The organism is Pseudoalteromonas sp. SG43-7 (assembly GCF_014164295.1).
Lineage (GTDB): Bacteria > Pseudomonadota > Gammaproteobacteria > Enterobacterales > Alteromonadaceae > Pseudoalteromonas > Pseudoalteromonas rhizosphaerae.
The window spans coordinates 73812-92597 of sequence record NZ_JACJEY010000005.1; the positions used below are offsets into that span (position 1 = coordinate 73812).

At 40.8% G+C, this 18786-nt stretch carries 14 protein-coding genes; 6 read left to right on the forward strand and 8 right to left on the reverse strand.

Annotated features, from left to right (window positions below; genetic code table 11):
• Positions 1–26: 26 nt before the first annotated feature.
• Entirely contained in the window at positions 27–962 is a 936-nt protein-coding gene (locus tag H5200_RS03415) for a DMT family transporter (RefSeq protein ID WP_145240025.1), read from the reverse strand.
• A 116-nt stretch (positions 963–1078) separates the two neighbouring features.
• Between H5200_RS03415 and H5200_RS03420 the strand changes: the two genes are divergently transcribed.
• Positions 1079–2521: a PLP-dependent aminotransferase family protein gene (locus H5200_RS03420; RefSeq protein ID WP_182760951.1), complete on the forward strand. Its 1443-nt coding sequence runs from the start codon at positions 1079–1081 to the stop codon at positions 2519–2521.
• A gap of 83 nt (positions 2522–2604) precedes the next feature.
• On the opposite strand, the gene H5200_RS03425 is transcribed toward H5200_RS03420, so the two are convergent.
• Positions 2605–3402 carry a YggN family protein gene (locus H5200_RS03425; RefSeq protein WP_182739446.1) on the reverse strand — a complete coding sequence of 266 codons (798 nt, stop codon included), beginning with the start codon at positions 3400–3402 and terminating at the stop codon, positions 2605–2607.
• A gap of 407 nt (positions 3403–3809) precedes the next feature.
• On the opposite strand from H5200_RS03425, the gene H5200_RS03430 reads away from it, so the two are divergent.
• Entirely contained in the window at positions 3810–3998 is a 189-nt protein-coding gene (locus H5200_RS03430) for a PA3496 family putative envelope integrity protein (protein WP_145240019.1), read from the forward strand.
• 49 nt (positions 3999–4047) lie between these two features.
• Here the strand turns inward: H5200_RS03430 and H5200_RS03435 are convergent, their stop codons facing one another.
• Both H5200_RS03435 and H5200_RS03440 read right to left on the reverse strand, forming a co-directional pair.
• Complete coding sequence (locus H5200_RS03435; RefSeq protein WP_145240017.1) at positions 4048–4539, reverse strand: glutathione peroxidase; 492 nt, start codon at positions 4537–4539, stop codon at positions 4048–4050.
• Between the two features lie 95 nt (positions 4540–4634).
• Positions 4635–5507, reverse strand: a complete 873-nt coding sequence (locus tag H5200_RS03440) for a LysR family transcriptional regulator (RefSeq protein ID WP_149982204.1) — start codon at positions 5505–5507, stop codon at positions 4635–4637.
• 173 nt (positions 5508–5680) lie between these two features.
• Here H5200_RS03440 and H5200_RS03445 point away from each other — a divergent pair, with 173 nt between their 5' ends.
• Complete coding sequence (locus tag H5200_RS03445; RefSeq protein ID WP_149982203.1) at positions 5681–6835, forward strand: iron-containing alcohol dehydrogenase; 1155 nt, start codon at positions 5681–5683, stop codon at positions 6833–6835.
• Between the two features lie 27 nt (positions 6836–6862).
• Here H5200_RS03445 and H5200_RS03450 read toward each other — a convergent pair whose 3' ends face one another.
• The gene (locus H5200_RS03450) at positions 6863–7162 is read right to left on the reverse strand and encodes an AzlD domain-containing protein (RefSeq protein ID WP_149982202.1); all 300 of its coding nucleotides are present in this window, start codon (positions 7160–7162) and stop codon (positions 6863–6865) included.
• On the reverse strand, positions 7162–7866 hold the full coding sequence (locus tag H5200_RS03455; RefSeq protein WP_259398451.1) for an AzlC family ABC transporter permease: 705 nt from the start codon (positions 7864–7866) through the stop codon (positions 7162–7164). The genes H5200_RS03450 and H5200_RS03455 overlap by 1 nt, the downstream gene beginning before the upstream one ends.
• A 123-nt stretch (positions 7867–7989) precedes the next feature.
• Between H5200_RS03455 and H5200_RS03460 the strand changes: the two genes are divergently transcribed.
• Positions 7990–8646, forward strand: coding sequence for a cytochrome b/b6 domain-containing protein (locus H5200_RS03460; RefSeq protein WP_182717488.1), 657 nt, complete (start codon positions 7990–7992; stop codon positions 8644–8646).
• A 68-nt stretch (positions 8647–8714) separates the two neighbouring features.
• On the opposite strand, the gene H5200_RS03465 is transcribed toward H5200_RS03460, so the two are convergent.
• Together H5200_RS03465 and H5200_RS03470 are read right to left on the reverse strand one after the other, a co-directional pair.
• On the reverse strand, positions 8715–9167 hold the full coding sequence (locus tag H5200_RS03465) for a cytochrome c (RefSeq protein WP_149982199.1): 453 nt from the start codon (positions 9165–9167) through the stop codon (positions 8715–8717).
• Positions 9168–9292: 125 nt separating this feature from the next.
• Entirely contained in the window at positions 9293–9763 is a 471-nt protein-coding gene (locus H5200_RS03470) for a DUF2721 domain-containing protein (RefSeq protein WP_145240002.1), read from the reverse strand.
• Between the two features lie 249 nt (positions 9764–10012).
• On the opposite strand from H5200_RS03470, the gene H5200_RS03475 reads away from it, so the two are divergent.
• Together H5200_RS03475 and H5200_RS03480 are read left to right on the forward strand one after the other, a co-directional pair.
• Complete coding sequence (locus H5200_RS03475) at positions 10013–14068, forward strand: S8 family serine peptidase (protein ID WP_182760952.1); 4056 nt, start codon at positions 10013–10015, stop codon at positions 14066–14068.
• Positions 14069–14272: 204 nt separating this feature from the next.
• The gene (locus tag H5200_RS03480) at positions 14273–18664 is read left to right on the forward strand and encodes a S8 family serine peptidase (protein ID WP_182717486.1); all 4392 of its coding nucleotides are present in this window, start codon (positions 14273–14275) and stop codon (positions 18662–18664) included.
• Positions 18665–18786: the final 122 nt, after the last annotated feature.

Genomic DNA, 18786 nt, shown 5'->3' on the forward strand with positions numbered 1-18786 from the left:
TGGCGTTAGTTGCGTATATACGCATTCTAACTGGGGATGGAGCGTTTATTAGCAAATGATGCTTTATTAGACTCAATAAACGCTTTAATTCTTTTTGTTGGAGTCAGTACAATAGCATTACCAAGCAGTACTAAACTAAAGCCGATAAACGTATTGGCTTGCCAACTAAAACCTTCAAATAATGTACTTAAAGTCACTGCAACTAATGGAAATAACACAATCACATAGCTGGCACGTTCTGGGCCGATATTTTTTAGTAGTGCAAAGTAACATGCAAATGCAATAACCGTCCCAAACACCGATAAATAAACTAATGAATACCAGTAGCTTGCTGGGGCCGACAGGCTAAAATCGGCACCGCTGATGATTACATATACAAATAAACCAATAGCGCTGTATAACATGCCCCATGCATTGCCCTGCATGACGCCAATACGTTGTTGAGAGTTACGCACGCTGATCATATTCCCTAATGAAGCCACAAAGGTGCCAGCTAAGGCAAGTAGCAAACCGACCAACGCCCCATTACTCAAGTCGAACTGCTGTAATTGTGGCCAAAACAGACTGATGATGCCTAATACCCCTATCAATGCACCCGTATAAATACGTTTAGCGATGGGTTTACCAAAAAATAATCGGGTATTTACAATGTTCATTAATAACAACATTGAAAAGGCGATTGATGCCATGGCTGACGTTAAATAATGTTGTGCCCAGTAAAGTACTAAGTAATTAAGGCCAAAGTTACACAGTGCTAGTAATACGAAAAAGCCATGATCGCGACGACTATAATTCATCGGTAATTTTTTAATATTCACCCATACCCACATTAGAATTGCAGCCAAACTAAAGCGATAAAATAGTGAAACTTCAACGGCGATATCGCCAAGTTGAAATTCGATTGCGAGCCAGGTAGAGCCCCAAATTAAAACGGTTAGTGCATAAAGCACGATACTTTTCATGGCCTTGGTCCATTATGTCGATTAAGTGTTTATTTTAAGATACTTCTGTATACTTAACATACACAGAAAACTATAAATGCAACCTATACAGATTGTACGGCTTTAAGGTGTCTACTATGTCGCTGGTGATCAGCAAAACCAACCATGACTTTTTATATCAGCAAGTAATGCAGCTGGTGCGTGAGCTGAGTGAGCAGGGGACACTATTACCAGGCGAAAAACTCCCCTCATTACGTAAAATGGCCACTAAGCTGAATGTCAGTATTCCGACGGTGAAATTGGCTTACCAATCACTTGAGGCACAAGGTTTGGTTGAAGCACGAGAAAAGTCAGGCTATTTTTTAAAAACGGCACATACCCAGTTAGCGCGGCCAAAGCGGGTTAAACTCAATCGTGAGCCAGTTTCGGTCAACATGCAGGTATTAATTGAGCAAGTGTATGATGCAATTCATCAAGCCGATGTCGTACCGTTTGGCATTGCTAATCCTGTTGCTGCCGCTCCAACTGATAAAATGCTAAGTCGTACGATGCGCCGGGTTATGTCGATTGCCGGCAGTCGCGCCATAAATTATGGTGCGATGGATGGTTTTGCACCATTGAAAAAGCAGTTAATCCATCGTTATTTAGATTTTGGCATTGGTGTTGACTCGCAAGAACTTGTGATCACCAACGGTGCTCAAGAAGCACTGGCGATCGCGCTAAAATGTGTCACTAAAGTAGGTGATGTGGTGGCGATCGAGTCACCTTGTTATTTTGGTATCATTGAATTGATCGAAAGCCTGGGCCTCAAGGCGCTCGAGATCCCGCTGTGTCCTGATGATGGGATCTGGCTTGATGATCTGAGCCAGGCTTTACATGATCACGATATTAAAGCCTGTGTGTTCTCTACTTCGATCAATAATCCTGTGGGTAGTTTTATGCCTGATCATAAGCGTAAACAATTAGTAGAGTTATTGGAATCTCAAGATGTGGTGCTAATTGAAGATGATGTGTATGGTGATTTACATTTTACCCCGCAGCGTGGTACACCCGCTCAGGCTTACTCAACAAAAGGGTTGGTATTAACCTGTGCATCGTTTTCTAAAACTGCGGCGCCGAGTTATCGTGTTGGCTGGTTGATTGCCGGAAAGTTTGCTGCCAAAGCGCGTCGCTATAAGCGTGCATTGAGTTGTTCTACTTCACTGATCAATCAATGGACGTTATATGAATTTATAGTCAGTGGTGATTATGATCGTAATATAAAACTACTGCGACAGCGTCTACGTTCTAATAAAGAACGAATGATCTGGTGTTTACATCAGGCCTTTCCGAGTACCGCTAGGATCAGCGATCCGCAAGGCGGATGTGTGGTCTGGATTGATTTAGGTGCGGCTTACGATAGTGTAAAACTATTTCAACTGGCATTAGAAAGTGGCATTAGCATTACTCCGGGCTATATTTTTTCAGCCACTAATAAATATCGCAGTTGTATTCGATTAAGTTATGGTTTGCCATGGGGTGAAAAAATTGAACAAGCTATTATAAAGCTAGGTGAGTTAGTGCATTTAGCGAAGAAATAGCATGGCATAAAAAAGCAGCACCTTTAAAAAAGAGTGCTGCTAAAGGGATATCAAACTTTTAGCGTTTAGAACCTGAGTTCAAGTTAGTTATTTTGTTTATAACTAAATAATTGGTAGTCTTTCAATTCTGGAACTAGTTTAACTAATTGTTGCTCTTGATCAGCAATGGTTGAAAAATTACCGCACAGTGCATCAGCGCGTTTTTCAAGTTGGTTAGCTTGTTGCTCAACTTTGGCTTCAATTTCAGCTCCCATATTTTCCATGCGTTGTTCAAAGGCTTGCATATCGCCACCAGAGCCCATTAGTTCTGAACCTACAGCCATTAAAATACTACCCATCGATTGCATCATCGCAGCTTGTACAGCGCTTTCTATTTGCTCATCAAATTGGCTTTCAAAGTTTTCGCCAAATTGGCTAAAGCTTTGTTGGCCCATTACAAAAGCGCCTTGTTGGTAAAAGGTGTTTTGTACTTCTACCTGAATATCAGCCATTAATTCATTAATGCTATCTAGGCCATCGATATTAAATGCATTGGCGACTTCTTCAATGGCGACCCCGGCAATTTTAACGCCTTCAAGAGCAATGTTCGCGACTTCTGGTAATTGGCTACGCAGACTGTCTGAATAATTACTGATCGCTTGGTGTTGTTGACTGTTGAGTGCCAAAGTTTGGCCATCAATCATTAACTCGCCACTATTTATAAAAGTCATAGTGTGGTTATCAGCTGTAAAAATTTCTAATTCATTTGGCTTAATACGCACATCATTTTTAAATTCAACGTCACATGTGTCGCCGCTAAAAGAAATATTCGTCTCATTATCATTGTGTGCCATTGCCCCTGTGGCAATGAATAAAGAACTTATTAATAGTAATTTTTTCATTTTTATTTCCTGCTAATTTGTTGATTATGACCAGTACGCATTTAACGTATTTAATACTTATCAAGTTTAATGCCAATAATTATTGGCATTTAAAAACAATGAGTTAATTGTTTTTTTCCCTTTTTTAATTACATTTAAATGTTATAAAAAAGCCATTTTTTAGTCATTTTGACTAATTTACATTAATACATAAAAGATACTTATCGTTTCGATAAAAAACTCTCACTTTCCAGAACTCAAATTTAGCGCTATTTATTCACAATATCGACATAACACTATTTTAGAATTGCGTTATGGCTTTATTTTGGTGCTTTTTCATACGGTGAAATAGTGCTGAACATTTTTAATTTACCAATGATAGTGATAAAAAATCCTTAATTGGTCTCAAACACTTTATGGAGTGGGTTGTGGGTAAGACATTTAGTTACGATGCGCTAGATGACGATTTTGTTGAAGACGAGTACGAAATGGTCGGGCGTAATCAACACGACAAGAATAAGCAAAAGGTTAAGAAAAAGTTGGAAGACTACCTTGAGCAAAAACGCTTGCGTAAAAACTTGGGCGATGATGACTTAGATGAGTATTTAAACGACTAAGAGATAATTTAAATAAAGAGGCAATTTGCCTCTTTATTGCTTTTAGAGTTTAGATATTACTGCTTTTAAGGGCTTTGATAATAGCACCTTCGATTTGTTGCGGTTTGGTAAATGGTGCAAAGCGTTTAATTGCCTCGCCGTCGCGGCCAACTAAAAACTTAGTGAAATTCCATTTTATTTTGCGGGTTAAAAATCCAGGTAAGGCTGATTTTAAATGCCTGAATACGGGGTGGGCGTTTTCGCCATTAACATCAATTTTGCTCATCATCACAAAATCAACACCGTAGTTAATTAAACAACCTTGCGCTATTTCTTTTGCGCCGCCAGGCTCTTGTTTGCCGAATTGATTGCACGGAAAACCAATAATTACTAACCCTTGATCAGCGTATTTTGCATGTAATTGTTGTAAACCTTCGTACTGTGGAGTGAAGCCACATTTACTAGCAGTGTTGACAATTAACACAACTTTGCCTGCGAAATCTGAAAAATCAATGCTTTGGCCTTGCAGATTGCTGGCTGAAAGTTGATAGAAGTCGTTCATGTTGCTCTCTTGTTATTGTTGTTTGTTAAATTCTATCCTGAGTTGTGACAGACATACAGCTTAAATTATCATCATATTGCATAGACCATTTTATTTTAACTTGCATGATTAAAGCTTGTGAGTAAATGTTCAATCAATAATCGCACTCTGTACGGCATTAAATCTTTACGTGGATACACTAACCAAGAGGCATTGTCTGTTACCTGAAACTCATCAAGTAAGGTAATTAGTTGCCCGTTTTCAATATACTTATCAACAATATCAGTGGCTAAATGGGCAATGCCTAAGCCTGCTAATGTCGCAGATAATAGTGCGCGCGGATGGTTACTGCGCCAGTTGCCGGCAACTTTTACCTCTTTAATATCGCCGGCAAAATTAAATCGCCAACGTTTCCCCATGGCAATTAAGCAATTATGAGCGGTTAATTGTTGAGGCGTAGTTGGGGTTGGGTGATGTGCTAAATATTCTGGACTGGCAACGAGAGTCATGATTCGCGGGCTAAGTGGTCGTGCAATTAAGTTAGAGTCTTGCATGCGGCCAAAACGGATCGCTAAATCAAAACCTTCTTCAACTAAGTCGACATTACGATTGTTGAAGTCCATATCTACTTCAACCTCAGGGTAGCGTTTTACAAACTCAACAATTTTAGGTGCTACATGACATGCAACAAATTCACCAGCACCAGAAATTCTAATGATCCCTTTGGGTTTACGTTGCTCACCTTGCAGTTGATTATTAGCATCAATTAGCTCTTGTTTAATTGCTTTGAGCTTTACGGCATATTCGCGGCCGGCATCGGTGAGGCTTATTTTTCGGGTAGTACGTTGAAATAGCAATGAGCCTAAGCGGTTTTCAAGTTGCTGTACTTGGCGGCTAATATGTGAAGTTGATACTTCCATGACTTTGGCTGCTTTGGTAAAGCTGCCATGTTCAACCACATGTAAAAATTCATCAAGGCCATGCCACATAATTTAGTTCTCAAATATTAAGTAATTATAGTTTATACCATCTATTGTTGCAGCTGTGCAAAAGTGATTCTCTGAGCTTAGTCTTTAAATTAATGCTTAAATCCCTACAATTAGATGGTCACCAAATTTTAGCTCACACTAAATAATGAGCATCTCTAAGCAATGGAGCAAGCATGTTAAATTTCAGTTTTGCAAACCCAACCAAAATTCATTTCGGCGAACAACAAATCGCTTTAATTAAAAATGAGATCCCTGCAGACGCAAAAGTATTAGTTACTTATGGTGGCGGCAGTATTAAAAGTAATGGCGTCTATGATCAAGTCGTCGATGCGTTAAGTGAACATACGTGGTTTGAGTTTGCCGGTATTGAGCCTAACCCAAGTTATCAAACATGTATGAAAGCCGTTGCTTTGGTTAAAGAAAAGCAAGTTGATTACATTCTTGCAGTTGGTGGTGGTTCAGTCGCTGATGGTAGTAAATTTATTGCCGCAGCAGCTAATTATGACGGCGAGCCATGGGATATTTTATCAAAAGGTGGCGAGATTAAATCTGCTATTGCTCTTGGTGTGGTATTAACGTTACCTGCAACGGGCTCTGAGTCAAACGGCAATAGTGTTGTTTCAAATCTTGACACTCACGAAAAACTTGCATTTGCTAGTCCATTTGTATTGCCAAAATTTGCAGTACTCGACCCTGCAGTGACTTTTTCATTGCCTGAGCGCCAAGTGGCGAACGGTATTGTTGATGCATTTGTGCATACTATGGAGCAGTATTTAACCTACGATGTAGGTGCTAAGCTGCAAGACCGTTTCGCTGAAGGTATTTTAATGACCTTAATCGAAGAGGGCCCTAAAGCGTTCAGTGAGCCTGATAACTATCAAGTACGTGCAAATATTATGTGGTCAGCAACGATGGCATTAAACGGCTTAATTGGAGCGGGTGTACCACAAGATTGGTCCACTCATATGTTGGGCCATGAAATGACTGCGATGTATGGCCTTGACCACGCGCAAACGCTTGCGATTGTATTACCTCGTATGATGGCTGAGCAAACAGAAACTAAGCGCGGTAAAATCTTACAGTACGCAGAACGCGTTTTAGGATTAGATATCAGTGATGAAGATGCAGCAATTGAACAAGCAATTAATGCAACTGAAGCGTTTTTTCACAGTGTGAATATGCCAACGCGTTTAAGTGATTATAACTTAGGCGAAGAAGTCGCTGATAAAATTGTTGAGCAACTTGAACGCCACGGTATGACGGCTATTGGCGAACGTGGTCAGGTCACTCTAGATAAAAGCCGTGCTATTTTATTAGCCAGCGTTTAAAGCTACTTTTAGCGCATTACTAATGTGCTAATTTAAGATCAAAAATAAACCCATACCAACCAGTGTTGTGTAGTAAATGTTGTGCGTTTTATACGCGACAATAATGGCTGCTATTGCCGCACTGAGGTATGGGTTTTGCCAATCTAAATTTATTCCCTCATCTGTTACAAACACTATAGGTACCCAAATCGCGGTAAGTACCGCCGGTGCGCTAAAACTTAGAAACTGCTGCATTTTCGGGCCAACTTTAAATGGTAGGTCACGATGTAAAAATAAGTAACGGGTAAAAAAGGTAATACACGCCATAAGTAAAATAGTGCTCATCATCAGTTATGCTCCAATTTATCTTGGATACGGCTAATAAGGTAACCGATAGTCATCGCCGATAGTGCCGCGGCTACTAACCATAGTTCAAACCCCTGGCTTTTTAAAACGGTAGCGACAACACCAGCGCTTACAACCGTTGCCAATGTAGCGAGATTTTTAATACCAGGAATTACTAATGCAATAAAAGTTGCAGCAATAGCAAAGTCTAAGCCTAAATTAGTGAGATCAGGTAGCAGACTGCCCGCTACGATGCCAATTAATGTCCACAAGTTCCAAGTAATATAAAAGCTAAAGCCGGCACTGAGCGCGTAGATCAAGCGAGTTTTAGTTCGATAAGCTTTGCGATGATGGGAAAACGCAAACAGCTCATCAGTGAGTACAAAGCTTACCGGTAAGCGCCAACGCAGCGGCTGATCAATCACTTTATGACGCACCGCTAAGCCGTATAAAAAGTGCCGTGAGCTAATTATGAAGGTGGTGAATAAAATAGTTAATAAAGGCGTATTGCCAGCCATTAGCTCTATAGCGACTAGTTGGGCGGAACCGGCAAACACTAATAATGACATAGCTTGGGTTTCAAATGCGCTAAAGCCATTTTGTATTGCCAGTGAACCACATAAAATCCCCCAGGGGATCACTGCTAAACACAGTGGTAGCATATCTAAAAAGCCTTTTAGGAGTGCGCGTTTGGTGCTAAGTGTCATTAATATTATTCATTACGGTAATTAATGCCCTTAGTCTGCCATAGATCAATTAACCCTGAACAGCAAAGATGCTAAATTAACAAAAGTTTGAAATAATAAGCTTTTACGCAAAAGAGGTTAAGCATGCATAAAATTAAAGTATGGGATGGGTTTATTCGCAGTTTCCATTGGTTGTTAGTTATTGCAATTGCGGCGCTGTATTTTAGTGCTGAAGAAGGCATGATGGAATTACACTTTGTGGCTGGCTTTTTCACCTTAGCGCTACTAGTAACACGCCTTATTTGGGGCTTGATTGGTAGCAAAACAGCTAAGTTAAGTGCATTGTTTCATTTACCTAGCGCAGCACTAAAATCATTTAAACAAACAGATAATAAACCTGGCCATGGCGCAGCGGGCAGCTACATGGTGTTGGCATTTTTTATTTTATTACTGGCGCAGTTAGTAAGCGGCTTAATGACCACTGATGACATTTTGACAGATGGCCCATTAGTGCAGTATGTATCAAGTAATGTAGTTGAATGGGCCGGCTGGGTGCATCATAAAAACTTTGATTTATTGTTGTACGCGATTATTCTCCATATTGTGGCAATTGTAATTTATCGCATTAAAGGCAAAAATTTAGTCAAAGCAATGGTTACGGGCTATGCCGCTGAAAAAAATAATGATAGTAATGAAGAGCTAACAAAATCACCGTGGACTGCGATAATTATTTTTGTCGTTGTATTTGCGGCATTACTGATGACATGGGGCGCAGAACCTGTGGCTTACTTGTTTAGTTAAACGGTTCAACAGATCAAAAACGGCGCTAATTAAGCGCCGTTTTAGTTTTAAGATGATCGCATTAAAGATTAGTCTTTAAATGATGTGTGGCAATCTTTACAGCCTTTAGCCCATGGGCCAAATGCTTTAGCAATTACTTTTTTATCACCTGTTTGCGCGGCAACGGCTAGTTCATCAGCATATTGTTGGAATGCTACCGCTTTTTTCATAAAGGTTTCGTTATCGCTCCAAATAGCAGGTAATGCAGATGTTTCGCCTTTATCACTGCCTGCAACGAATGCTTCCCATGGCATTTTTGATAATGCAGCGGCATTATTTGCACGGTGCTTAAAACGCTCAGCATCAAAAGGTACTTTGCCCTTTAGCATGTCACCCATATCACCAATTTGGACACGGATCATTGAAAACGCCGCTTGGCGGTACTCAATGGCGTCACTAGGCTCTTCAAATACAGAGTTTGCTGTTGCACCAAATGTTAGTGCACAAAGTGTTGCACCTAAAAATAATTGCTTTAACTTCATTCCTTTTGCCCCTTATATGTAATTCATTGCTTGTATAGCAGCTGTTGTATATCAGCAAGTCAGATTATTCAAGTGTATTGCGGTTAAACTGAACTGTTATTGAATTATAAAACTAAGATCATGCCTTAATTATTTATATCAATGTCAGCAAAGATCATTCCTCTGCGCATACTACGGGTTGCTAAAAATACTTCACCCAGTAATGACATAAATGCACAAATAAGTAGTGCCATTGCGCCAACAAAACAACTGCCGATGGAAACACCTAAATTAACTGATTGGATATGAGACAAAAATAACAGCATGACCACGGCGCAAACAAGTACCGCACTTAATACACTTAAACTAAAGGCAATATGGATACAGCGAGAGCGTTTCAGCAGTGCTCGTAGCTCGGTTGTTAGCGATGAATTAAACTCTTCATCGGTACTTACCTTTAATTTTCGTTCAAGTTGACGAGCACGGTCGGTAATTCGAGCTAAGCGATTAGATAAAACGCCCAGCGTAGCAGCAATACCAGTAATTAAAAAAACCGGCGCAACGGCTGTTTGGATTACTTTTGCCATTGTTAAAATATTTATAACATCAGAGTTCATTGGTTCCCTTTTAGGTATATTGGTGTGCTTTAGTTCTATTTGTTTACAAACATTTACATTTTCACTTTTCAGTTTTTAAACATTAAAAACAGATGTTTAGTGTTATTTTTTTCGGTTTTCTATTTGCCTTTGTAATTTTAATGTAATCGAGTTGTTGTTATTTTGGGTGTTGAAGTTCTATATTAGTCTCGCACTTAATTTATGATCACCAATAAATACAATAATACATAACATATCCCAGGGGAAATCATGTCTAAGAATCTAATAAAAAGAACGGCGGTTGCAACCGCTGTAACAAGTATCTTAGTTACAGGCGCTGTAAATGCAAATACAATAAATAACAGCGTACTTAAGCATACCAGCTACACGCCAGTATCACAGACCGATATTGTAAATAAAAATCAACCATCAGCATACCTTGTTGTTTTAAAAACAAAAACAGCAGCTGATATGATGGAGCAGGGGGTCTACAATGTTTCTGATGCTCGTCAGAGCTATAATCAAGTTGCAACGTTACAAAGCCAAGTTCAAGATAAGCTATTTACCCTTGATAGCAATGTAAAAGTACTTGGTTCAACTAAAATTTTGGCGCCGACGTTAATTGTTCAAGCAAGCCAAGGTGCACTAGATAGAATTGCAAAAGACTCGCGTGTAGAGCGTGTTTTACCTATGTTTGATTACGACCTTCATGTTGCAGCAACTGCTGACTACATCAAAGCGTCACCATTAGTAACAAATGGTACAGTAACAGGTGCAACGCAAACTGTTGCAGTACTAGATACAGGTATTGATTATACTCACAAAATTTTTGGTGGTGAAGGAACTGTTGAAGCTTATGAAGCAGCTCAAGCAGATCCAACTGCAGTGACTTGGCCACAAGGTCAAGTTATGGGTGGTTATGACTTCATGCGTGATGATGCTGATCCAATTGAAAATGATCCAGCTACTCCAACAGAAGAAGATGCAGCAACTAGCCATGGTACATCTGTATCTCACTCTGTCACTGGTATTGCACCAGCGGTGGAGCTATACGTGTATTCAGTGTGTGGCGGTGGTTGTCCAAGTGCAGCACAGGTTTCGGCATTAGAAGCCGCTATGGATCCAAATGGTGATGGTGATTCAGAAGACCGAGTTGATGTAATTAATATGTCTTTAGGTGGAGAGTTTGGTGACACATACATCGGTGGTGGTACGCAGTTTTTAATTCAGCAAGCCGTAGATGCAGGTGTGAACGTTGTTATTTCTGCTGGTAATGATGGTGATAACCCATTCCGCATTGGCGGTCCTTCTACGACGCCAAATGCACTCTCTGTTGGCGCGATGACGCATCCTGCAAATGATGTTGGCGTTGCATCTGGCACAGTTGAAGGTGCAGAGACCACAATTCAGCCGTCAGGTTTTGGTCCACAAACTGCGTTTGTAATGACAGATGCCGATGCTGAAGTTGTTTACCCTGAAGAAAACCAAAATGGCTGCGTGGCATTTTCTGCTGAAACTGACTTTACTGACAAAGCGGTAATTATTGACCGTGGTGCCTGTAATTTCACTCAAAAAGTATTAAGCGCTCAAGATCGTGGTGCTAAGTTTGTATTTGTAGCAAATAATGTTGATGATGGTACGCCTGCGCCAATGGGTGGCTTTGATGCAGCAGTAACAATTCCTAATGTCGGTATTAATTTTGCTGCAGGGGCAGCAATGAAAGCTGCTTTAACAGCCGGTGAAATGCCAACATATAGCATAACGATTGAACGTAAAGTGCTAGCGGGTGCAGTTGCATCGTTCTCATCTCGTGGTCCATCAATGGATGGTTTACTAAAACCTGAAATTACAGCGCCAGGTACTGATATCATGGTAGCGGCAACTGGTACACAAGATCAATTAGCACCCGCAACAGGTACTTCATTTTCAGGTCCGATCACTGCTGGTGCTGTTGCATTAGTTCGTGAAGCGCATCCAGATCGTACTGCACTTGAAATTAAAGCGACAATCATGAATGCGGCTGACTTAAATATAACCGTAGAGCCGATTAGTACTAACCCAGATTCTCCACTTGCACCAATTAGTTCTATCGGTGCAGGCTTAGTAAATGTTGACAAAGCTGTTAACTTACCTGTTGCGGCATGGGTTGAAGATGAAACATTCAAAACTAAACAAGCGGCGCTATCGTTCGGTTTAGAACGCATGACAGAAACAACCAGCTTTACAAAAACAGTGACGTTGAAAAATTTCTCTGATGCAGACAAAACATATGACCTTCGTATTGAAGAGCGTTATATGAATGATGTGGATACTGGTGCTGTTAGTTTTGATATTCCACGTAGCGTAACTGTTGCGGCAAATACGGTAACAACATTCGATGTAACCATGACAGTTGATCCATCTAAACTGCATAAGTGGACGTTAGAAAACCCATTTAGCCAAGAGGATCTAGCAGCTCGTAGTCCGTCACTGACTATGGCTGAGTTTGATGGTGCGCTGGTATTTGATGATACTTCAACAGCCGACACAGATCATGACTTGCACATTGTTTACCATGCGATACCTAAAGCCGGTGCTGAATTAGCTTTTTCATATGAAGAAGTTAATGGTGTTGGTGAGTTGGTTGTAACCAATGTGGGGGCGACTACGATATTACCAATTGCAGAATCAGTGGTTGCTACAAGTGAAGAGAACCGCGACGCTGACTTTGATATTCTCTCAACTACATTTGCTGCTTATACGTCTGAGACATGTGAGTCAGGTGTGTTCATTACATCTTCAATTCAATTACGAGATGAAATTACCCACATGCGTCAAATCGGTGTTCGTATGAATCTCGATATTGATAATGATGGTGTTTATGATCACTTTATGATGAATATTAATGATGTTGGCCGTGATGCAGCAATACCTGGGCGCAGCCGTACATTAATTGGTGAAATCGATGCCGCAGGTGAGGATGTGTGGCAGTGGGGTACACCGATGTATCATGCTGCTGGTGAAGATACAGTGACCTTCTCTGGATGTAGTAATTTGTTAGGCTTAGATGCAAATATGCTGGGCAGCACAATTAACATTGCAGCTTCAGTTGGTTATCCAAATTATCAAGCCGGTGTGTTCTCTGAAACCGATAGTGTAGTTGGTTCTACTGTGTTTACAGGTAATCCGGTGGTTACTTTGGAATCGACAGAAGACGCTGAAACTAAATTATCTGAACTTGCTCCAGGTCAGAAGGCTGTAATTAGAGCTGATGGTAATTTCGCATTGACCTCAGCTACAGGGACAGATGTATATACTAATTCAGTAACTGGTGTTCCGGCTGTTCCAGCTGTGCCTAATCTCGTTGTAGAAGAGTTTACAATTAATGAAACTGCACTTGATGGTATTACTATTGGTAGACTTAGTTTTGAAGATACTCCAGCACTACGTATAACAAACTTTACTGTTGTGAGTATGTCTGCTCCAGGCTTAATGATTGATGCTGAAACTGGCGATATCATGGTTGAAGATACGAGTATGTTGGATTTTGAGTCTGACATTAAAGAAATCATTTTAACAGTGAAGGCGACTGATTTACTTGGTACTGAATCTGCAGCAGCCGATATTAAAGTAACGATTACCAATGATGCAGATGAGTTACCAGTTGTAGCAAAAGGGCAAAATTTCAGTATTATTGAATCCGCAGCCGAAGGTACAGTGATTGGCATGCTTGATCATAGTTTGTTTGAAAGTGCGGCAACAATGGTTACTGGTGGTACGGTTGCAAACACAAACTTAATTAGTATTAATAATAAGGGTGAGCTAGTTGTCACTGGCAGCCTAAGTTATTATGCAACTCCAACTATGACTCTTGATGTAACAGTAATGGATGACAGCGGCTTAGAGTCTGAGGTTGTGCAAGTTATGTTGAATGTAACCGCCGATCCTAAATCTCATGCCCCAGTCATTGAGGGTGGTCAAAAATTCAGAACTGATGAAAATGTTGCCATTGGTACCGTGTTGGGTCAATTGGTATTCTCAGACCCTGATATGGATATTTCGCCAATTACTCGTTTTATTGTATCTGGAACAACATTAGTTAGTGTTCAGTTAGATGGTTCAATTGTGACTATGGGTGAAATTGACTATGAGTTTGATAAAGAGATTGTTTTCAGTGTTCAAGCTGAAGATAGCAAAGGTTATGTATCGAAAGCGGTAAGTGTTGAGATTGACGTTAACAATCTACGTGCGAACGATGATGACGACAATGATAGCTCTGGTTCGCTAGCGTGGTTAACGCTGCTTGTAGCACCGTTTGCATTTATGCGTCGCCGTAAACAAAAGTAGTAATATAGCCTCTAAAGGCATATAGCTTTAGTTAAAATACCGCCATAGGGCGGTATTTTTTTTGTTTTAAATTTATTGTTATTACCTAAAATGGTTACATTTTTTGTTTCAATGTTGTTTTTTTGTTTCTTGCTGGTGTAGTATTCGGGACTTAATGTTTCTTTTTGGGAGCATTTAATAACAATAATCTCATCAGAGGAATTTATGTCTAACAAGTTAATAACAAAAACAGCCTTATCAATTGCAGTATCATCAGCACTAATGGCGGCATCGGTAAATGCACAAACAGTGCAAGCAGCACACAGTATTACCGCTCTCAATAATTTCTCTACAGCTACATTTAATGAAACCGATGTTAAAGAACAGTTACCATCAGCTCATATGATTGTGCTAAGAGCGACAACCGCTGCCGATCTAATGGCGCAAGGTATTTATCAAATAGGTGACAGCCGTGCAACCATTGCACAAATTGAGCAAGTGCAAAGTGCAGTGACAATTGAACTAAGTAGTCTAGATTTTGGTACAAAAGTAATTGGCCAAACTAAAGTGCTGGCGCCTACTTTAATTGTACAAGCAAGTCCTGAGGCGTTAGAAAAAATTGCCCGTGACTACCGAGTTGAGAAAGTGCTGCCAATGTATGATTATGAATTACATGTCGCCGCATCTGCAGATTATTTAAAAGCTTCACCATTGGTTGCAAATGGGGTTGTAACAGGTAAAGGTCAAACGGTAGCGGTACTGGATACAGGTGTTGACTACACGCACAACGTTTTTGGTGGTGCTGGTACCGTAGAGGCGTATGACGCAGCTCAAGCTGATCCTACTTCTGTAGCTTGGCCGCAAGGCATCGTACATGGTGGCTACGACTTTATTCGTGACGATGCTGATCCAATTGAACATGATCCTGTAGTCGTGATCCCCGATGTTGATGAACCGACCAGTCATGGTACGTCTGTTTCTCACTCTGTCACTGGAATTGCTCCTGAAGTAGAGTTATATGTGTACTCAGTGTGTGGTGGTGGTTGTCCAAGCGCAGCACAAGCATCAGCATTAGAAGCGGCAATGGATCCTAATGGTGATGGCGATATCTCTGACCGCGTAGATGTTATTAATATGTCTTTAGGTGGCGAGTTTGGTGGCACTGAAACTGACGGAGGTACTCAATACTTAATTCAAAAAGCGGTTGATTTAGGTGTAAATGTTGTTATCTCAGCAGGCAATGATGGCGATCATCCTTTTCGTATTGGGGGACCAAGTACCACGCCAAACGCACTTGCAGTTGGTGCGATGACGCATCCAACATTAGATATTGGGATTGCTTCAGGTACCGTGCTTGGAGAAGAGGTTGTTTTTCAAGTTTCAGGTTTTGGTCCGCAAACCGCATTTGCTATGGCAGATACCGATGCTGAACTTGTTTACCCAACCGCAAATCAAAATGGCTGTGAAGCATTTTCAGAAGACACCGATTTTAATAATAAAGCGGTGCTTATAGACCGTGGTGAATGTAATTTCACGAAAAAAGTACTGCATGCACAACAGCGCGGCGCATCGTTTGTATTTATTGCAAATAACGAAGATGACGGTACTCCTGCTTCAATGGGTGGATTTGATGCCACGGTTACTATCCCAAATATTGGCATTACTTATGCTGCCGGGGCAGCGATAAAAGCGGAGCTTAAAGCATCAGGCAAGGCTGCATATAGCTTAGTTGTTGAGCGTAAAGTAACATCAGGTGCTGTGGCAACCTTTTCATCGCGCGGTCCATCAATGGATGGTTTATTAAAACCTGAAATCACAGCGCCAGGTACAAGCATTATGGTTGCAGCAACTGGTACGCAAGATCAACTAGCTCCAGCCTCAGGTACATCCTTTTCAGGACCGATTACTGCCGGTGCGGTTGCGTTAGTACGCGCAGCACACCCACAGCGTAATGCCTTTGAAATTAAAGCAACATTAATGAATACGGCAGATCTAAATGTGACTAATGAGCCGCTTAGCACAAATCCAGATTCTGAATTAGCACCAATTAGTATGATTGGTGCTGGTTTAGTTAACGTTGAAAAAGCGGTTAATCTGCCTGTTGCAGCATGGGTTGATAATACCGAGTTTAAAACTAAACAAGCGGCATTATCGTTTGGCTTAGAAAACTTTACTGGCGTTAGGTCAATCAGCAAAACAGTCACCGTGAAAAATTTCTCGACACAAGAAAAAACCTACAAATTACGGACTGAAGCACGTTACGAAAATGATAAAAACAGCGGTGCAATCAGTTGGGATATTCCAGGCAGCGTAACAATTCCCGCAGGTCAAACTACAGAGTTTGATGTAACGCTAACGGTTGATCCTAGTAAATTGCACGAGTGGAAACTGGAAAACCCATTTGATGCCGAGTCGGTAGCTGCACGAAGCGCCGCATTAACGCTCGCAGAGTTTGACGGCGCCTTAGTGTTTGACGATGTGGATGATACTGATTCAGATTATGCGCTACATGTTGTTTATCATGCGCTACCAAAAGCGGCTAGTGAATTAAGTATTGCTCCGGAAGTGGTTGGTAATGAGATGCAACTTATCGTTGAGAATACCGGGGCAACAACAGTTTCAACAATGACAGAAAATATTGTTGCAACTGGTAAAGTTAAGTCAGCAGCAGAGGCACCGTTCAATATTCTTGCAACGACATTCAATGCAATAGCAGCTGAAGGATGTGAATCTGGTGTATTAGTTACAGCATCGATTCAGTTACGTGATGAGATCACTCATGTATTCCAAGCAGGTTATCGTTTAGATATAGACACCAACAACGATGGTGCCTATGACTTCCTTATGCAGAACTACAATGACCGAGGTCGTAAAACGACTTCGCCAGGGCGTTCACGTACTGTTATTGGTACTATCGATGACACTGGCGCAGAAACGCTTCGGTTTTTGACACCGTTATATCAATCAGCTGGTGCAGATACCATTACCTTCTCGGTATGTAGCAGCACACTGGGGTTAACACGTGATAATTTAGGTGATCCGTTAAATATTAAGGCATCTGTAGGCTATCCATCTTATGGTGGCGGCGTGTACTTTGAAACAGATAGTCTAGTTGGCGCTACGACCTTTAGTTCTTCAGCGTCAGTGAGTTTAACTGCGGTGGATGGCAGTGATACAGTCGTAAATCAACTTGCGCCAGGTGAAAAAGCGATTGTGAATGCTAGTGCGCCATTTGCTTTTACAGCATCGTCATTACAAGATGTACTGAAATTAGTGACTGCTGAAGACTTAGTGTTACCAAAAACGCAGGCTCCTAAGCTTGCAAATGCATCATTTGATGTTGTTGAAAATGCGGAAAACGGCCATCTCGTTGGCACCTTGAGTGTTGTGGAATCAGATAGAGATTTAGCGATTGCTGAGTTTTATGTGCAATCGCAAACTCATCAAGGCTTTAGTGTTGATAATAAAGGGCAAATTCTTGTATCAAACAGCGAGTTAGTTGATTTTGAAGTTGGTAAGCACATCGCTGAACTAGTCGTTGTTGCCATCGATACTTTGGGAAATACATCAGAGCCTGCTGTTATTACTATTAACATTACCAATGTTGCAGATGAAGCGAGCGAAGTAACCCCAATTATAAATTCTGGCCAAGTATTCTCTGTTGCAGAAAACACCCCAGTAGCTACCGCATTTGCTCAATTAGCTTTCACAGATCCAGATAACAGTTCAATCACTATGTTTACTGTAGCGGGAAGTGATGCAATCACGATTGATAATACGGGGATGCTAACCGTTGCTCAACTACTTAATTTTGAAGAGCAAAGTACTATTACGTTAGAGATAGTCGCAATTGATGAAGATGGTCATCAGTCAGCTGCTGAAATTGTGACGATTAACGTGTTAAATGTCGCTGATGAAGGAGCAGAAGTTGCGCCAATTATCGAAGCCGGGCAAACTTTTAAAGTGCAAGAAAATGCCGTGGTAGGCACTGTGATTGGTCAAATACGTGCTATTGATCCAGATACAGCAGTAACACCAATTGTAAGCTACACAGTGGCAGGTCATAACGGTATTGCAATTGATGAACTTGGCCAAATCACAGTGGTGGGTGACGTTGATTATGATGCAACACCTGAGATAAAGCTGATGGTTAGTGCAACGGATAGTGCTGGTAATCAATCTGCAGCTGTTGAAGTAACAATCACTGTAGCGCAAGACGCATTAGAAAACACGCCAGTTATTGCTGATAAACAACGCTTTAGTGTTGATGAAAATACAGCGCTTGGCACTGTGATTGGTAAACTTAACTTTAGTGATCCAGATGCTGATGTAAGTCCTGTTACTAAGTTTATTGTGTCAGGCACTGACTTAGTCACTGTTAATGCTGCGGGTGAAATTGTTGTTGCAGGTAGTATTGATTATGAATATGAGCGTAACTTTACATTTAGTGTTATCGCTGTTGATAGTGCGGGTAATAACTCTAAAGCTGTTGCTGTTGAAGTACGAGTAAAGAATATTGTGGGCAAAGATGACGATAATAATGACGGTGACAGCGGTTCACTAGCATGGTTAACATTGCTTATTGCACCATTTGCATTTATGCGCCGCCGTAAATAAAAGTAATTGTTTAGTTAGTCATTTTAATTATCAGTGACTAACGAGCAAAGTTAATCAAACAAAGGGAGCTTAGGCTCCCTTTTTACATTGCTTTACAAACTAATATAGGTAATCAACAGCTA